We start from the raw sequence: 4579 nt of genomic DNA on the forward strand, positions 1-4579 counted from the left end.
CGATCACGGTGGCGCCGTCGGCGGTGAGGCGGCGCAGCACCGCCTGGCCGGCCGGGGGGCGGGCGCCGGCGCCCCCGCGTAGAGATTCGGCCCCCGCGGGCAGTGTGGGGGGGGGGGCGCGCGGGCGCCCCCCCGCCGCGCCACACCCCGCCTCCCGCTCGTCGGCGCCCAGCGCGCCCAGGTCCACCGGCTCGGTGTCCGGGGCGTAGGCGGGCCGGACCTCCTGGCGGGCCACGCCGTCCTCGGTGGTGAAGACGGTGCGCAGCGGCTCGTGCCGCTCGACCAGGCCGGTCAGCGCGGTGCGCAGCGCGGCCAGGTCGAGGCCGCCGCGCAGCCGCAGGCCGAAGGAGGTGGTGTACTCGACCGCGTCGGTCTCGAACTCCTGGAGGAACCAGAGCCGTTCCTGGCCGAAGGAGAGCGGGGCCGGGCCGTCGCCGCCGGGCCGGAGCGGGTCGCGGACGCCGCCGCCGGCGCCGGCGGCTGCCAGTCGCTGCCGCAGGATCTCGTCGGCGTCCTGGCCCTCGCTGTGTCGCTGGTCTGTCATCGGTTGCTCCCCCGCGCGCCACCGCGCGTCGTCGTCCGGTCCGCCGGTGTCCGGCGCACGTCTTCGAGTACTTGCTTGCGGACCTGGTCCGCGAGGGCCGCCACGGTGCGGGCGGCGAACACGTGCCGGGCCGAGACCCCGACGCCGAACACCTCCCGGATCCGGGCGGTGACCTGGAGGGTGAGCACCGAGTTGGCGCCGTGGTCGAAAACGTTGTCCTCGGCCCCCACGACGGGCACGCCCAGCACCTCGGCCCAGATCCCGGCCAGCGCCGCCTCGGTCTCGTCCCGGGGCGCGGTGGGCTCGGCGGCCGGCCGCTGCTCCTCCGGCTCCGGCAGGGCCCGCCGGTCGATCTTGCCGCTCGTGGTCATCGGGAACGCGTCCAGGACGATGACGACCGGCGGGACCATGTAGCCGGGCAGCCGCTCGGCGAGCCGGTCCCGGATCTTCTCCGGGTCGGCGGCGCCGTCCGCGGGCACCACGTAGCCGGTCAGCACGGTCTGCCCGGACGGCCTGGTCCGGGCGACCACCGCGGTCTGCTCGACGCTCTCGTCGTCGAGCAGCGCGGTCTCGATCTCGCCCAGCTCGATCCGGTAGCCGCGCACCTTGACCTGGTTGTCGATCCGCCCGAGGAATTCGAGCGTGCCGTCGGGCAGCCAGCGGACCAGGTCGCCGGTGCGGTAGAGCCTCGCGCCGGCGGTCGCGGCGAGGTGGTCCGGGACGAACCGCTCCTCGGTGAGCTCCGGGCGGCCCAGGTAGCCGCGGGCCACCCCGGCGCCGCCGACGTACAGTTCGCCGGGCACGCCCACCGGGACGGGCTCGCGGTGCTCGTCGAGCACGTAGCCGGTGGTGTTGGCGATGGGCCGGCCGATCGAGGGCAGCCGCCCGACCGGGGCGTCCTCCTCCGCCTCCAGCACCGTGCCGGTGGTGAGCACGGTGGTCTCGGTCGGGCCGTACAGGTTGGACAGCGCCATCGCCGAGCCGCGCGGCAGCCGGCGGCGCACCACGTCGGCGCCGGTGAGGATGTGGCGTACCCGGCCCTGGTGGAGCGCGGGCTGGTCGAGCAGGCCCTCCAGGCGCGGGGCCGGGATGAGGATGAGGGTGATCCCCTGCTCGACGATCCAGCCGGCGAGCAGGTGCGGGTCCTCCAGGACGCGGTCGGAGGCGAACCGGATCTCCACGCCGCAGGCGAGGGCGCCCCACTGCTCCAGCACCGTCGGGTCGAAGCCGGGCGGCACCATCTGGGTGGCCCGGTCGCCGGGCCCGGCGTCGAAGAAGTCCCGGTACCAGTCGCACAGGTTGACCACGCCGCGGTGCTCGATCAGCACGCCCTTGGCCTTGCCGGTGGAGCCCGAGGTGTAGATCACGTACGCGAGGTCGGACGGGCCGACGGCGACCTCGGGCGGCCCGTCGTGCGTGCCGGGCCCGGTGTCCTCGACGTACAGCACCTCGACGCCTTCCGGCGCCTCGGGCCCGGGCAGGTCGCGCTGGGTGAGGAGCACCGGCACCCCGGCGTCCTGGAGCACGTAGACCGTCCGGTCGTCGGGCAGTTCGGGGTCGAGCGGCAGGTAGGCGGCGCCGGCCTTGAGCACGGCGAGCTGGGCGATCGTCATCTCGGCGGCGCGCCGGGTCCGGACGCCGACGACGCTGCCCGGGCCGACGCCGCGGTCGGCCAGCCGGTGGGCCAGCGCGTCCGTCAGCGCGTCGAGTTCGGCGAAGGTCAGGCTGCGGTCCTCGGTGGTGACGGCCGCGGCGTCCGGGGTGCGCCGGGCCTGGTCGGCGACCAGGCCGTGGATGGTCGCCGTGTGGAACCGGGCGCCGGTCGCGGTGGCGTTCCAGCCGGTGGTGACCAGCCGGCGTTCCTGCTCGTCCATCAGCGGCAGCTCGTCGACGAGCCGGTCCGGGTCGGCCGCCGCCATGCCCTCCAGCAGCACGGTGAGGTGGCGGGCGGTCCGGGCGACGGTCTCCGGGTCGAAGAGCGCCGTGCTGTACTCGACCAGGCCGCCGAGCCGCCCGTCGCGCTCCTCGAACTCGAAGCCGATGTCGAACAGCGCGTGCATCCGCGGCAGGGCGCTCTCCTCGACCCGCAGGCCGTCGGGGCCGGGCAGCGCGTCCTGGGCCCGCTTGAGCATCAGCGCGGCCTGGATCAGCGGGGTGCGGCTGGGGTCGCGGTCCGGCTTGAGCTCGTCGATCAGCCGGTCGTACGGCAGGTGCTGGTGGGTGAAGGCCTCCAGCACGCCCTGCCGGACGTCGGCCAGGAAGGCGCCGACGGTCGTGTCGGGGGTGGTCCGGGAGCGCAGCACCAGCGTGTTGACGAAGAAGCCGAGCACGTCCTCCAGTTCGCTGTGCTCGCGGCCGGAGACGATGGTGCCGACGGCGATGTCGCGCTGGCGCGCGTACCGGGACAGCAGCAGTTGGACGCCCGCCGTGAGGACGGTGAACAGGGTGACGCCCTCCCGGCGGCAGAGCCGGGTGAGGGCGGCCACCAGCTCGGGGCTCAGCTCGAAGGGGTGGCCGGCGCCCCGGGTGGCGCGGGTGGCGGGCCGGGGCCGGTCGGTCGGCAGCTCCAGCGGCACCACGCCGTCCAGCCGGCGCTTCCAGTAGGCGAGGTCGGCGGCCTCCCGGGCGCCCCGCTCGCCGTGCTGGTGCACGGCGAAGTCGGCGTACTGCAGGGGTAGTTCGCTCAGCGCGGCGGGCCGGCCGGTGGCCTCCTGGCCGAGCAGGGCGACGAGCTCGCGGGCCATCACCTCCTTGGACCAGCCGTCGGTGACGACGTGGTGCATGTCGAGGACGAGCAGGTGCTCGGTGTCGGCCAGCCGGATCAGCCAGGGGCGCAGCAGCGGGCCGCCGCGCAGGTCGAAGGAGCGGCTCAGCTCGGTGCGCAGCAGCTGGTCGAGGTCGTCGACGCGCCCCTCGGCCGCGAGGTCGGTGAAGCGCACCGGCCGGTGGCCGGGGGCGTGGACGACCTGCACGCCCTGGCCGCCCTCGGTGGCGAAGGTGGTGCGCAGCGCCTCGTGCCGGGCCACCAGGGCGTCGACGGCGCGCCCGAGGGCGTCCCGGTCGAGCGGCCCGGTCAGCCGCAGGCCGAGCGGCGAGTTGTACTCGGTGCCCTGGGACTCGTAGTCGTACAGGAACCAGAGCCGCTGCTGGCCGTAGGAGAGCGGCAGCGGCCGGTCGCGGCCGACCGGCACCAGTCCGGCCCGGCGGGCGGGCTCGCTGCCCAGCCGGCCGGCCAGCCCGGCGACGGTGGGCGACTCGAACAGGGTGCGGATCGGCACCTCGACGTCCAGCACCGAGCGGATGCGCCCGATCAGCCGGGTGGCGAGCAGGGAGTGGCCGCCGAGGTCGAAGAAGCTGTCCTCGACACCGATCGAGGCGACGCCGAGCACCTCGCAGAACAGGTCGCAGAGCTGCTCCTCGCGGGCGCTGCGCGGCCCGTGCCCGCTGCCGGCGGCGACGGTGCCCGGGTCCGGGAGCGCGGCCCGGTCGGTCTTGCCGTTGGGGGTCAGCGGGATCTCGGGGATCGGCACCACCACGGCCGGGACCATGTAGCCGGGCAGCGTGGCGGCGGCGTGCGCGCGCAGTTCGGCCGGGTCGGCGCCGCCCTCGCCGGCCGGCACCACGTAGGAGACCAGCCGGGTGTCGCCGGCCCCGTACTCGCGGGCGACGGTGACGGCGCGGGCCACCGCGGGGTGCCGCTCCAGGACGGCGTCGATCTCGCCGGGCTCGATCCGGAAGCCGCGGACCTTCAGCTGGAAGTCGGCGCGGCCGACGTACTCCAGGTTGCCGTCGGCGGCCCAGCGGACGATGTCGCCGGTGCGGTACATGCGCTCGCCCTCGGCGCCGTACGGGTCGGGCAGGAAGCGGTCCCGGGTGAGGTCCTCGCGGTGCAGGTAGCCGGTGCCGACGCCGTCCCCGGCGATGTACAGCTCGCCGGCGGCGCCCCTCGGCCCCAGGCGCCGCGCCCCGGCGCGGACCCCGCCCCCGGGGGTGCCGGGCGGGCCGGCCCGGGGGGGGGCGGCCGGGGGGGCGGGC

2 protein-coding genes are annotated in these 4579 nt (G+C 76.1%); both read right to left on the minus strand.

What is annotated here, in order from left to right; all coding sequences use genetic code 11:
* On the minus strand, positions 1–544 hold a 544-nt coding region (locus ACFV6I_RS29085), incomplete at its 3' end, for a condensation domain-containing protein (RefSeq protein ID WP_380428483.1).
* The coding region (locus tag ACFV6I_RS29090; protein ID WP_380428485.1) for an amino acid adenylation domain-containing protein at positions 541–4579 on the minus strand (4039 nt) is incomplete at its 5' end. The genes ACFV6I_RS29085 and ACFV6I_RS29090, both read right to left, overlap by 4 nt.

Source organism: Kitasatospora sp. NPDC059803 (genome assembly GCF_042732255.1).
Taxonomy (GTDB): Bacteria; Actinomycetota; Actinomycetes; order Streptomycetales; family Streptomycetaceae; genus Kitasatospora.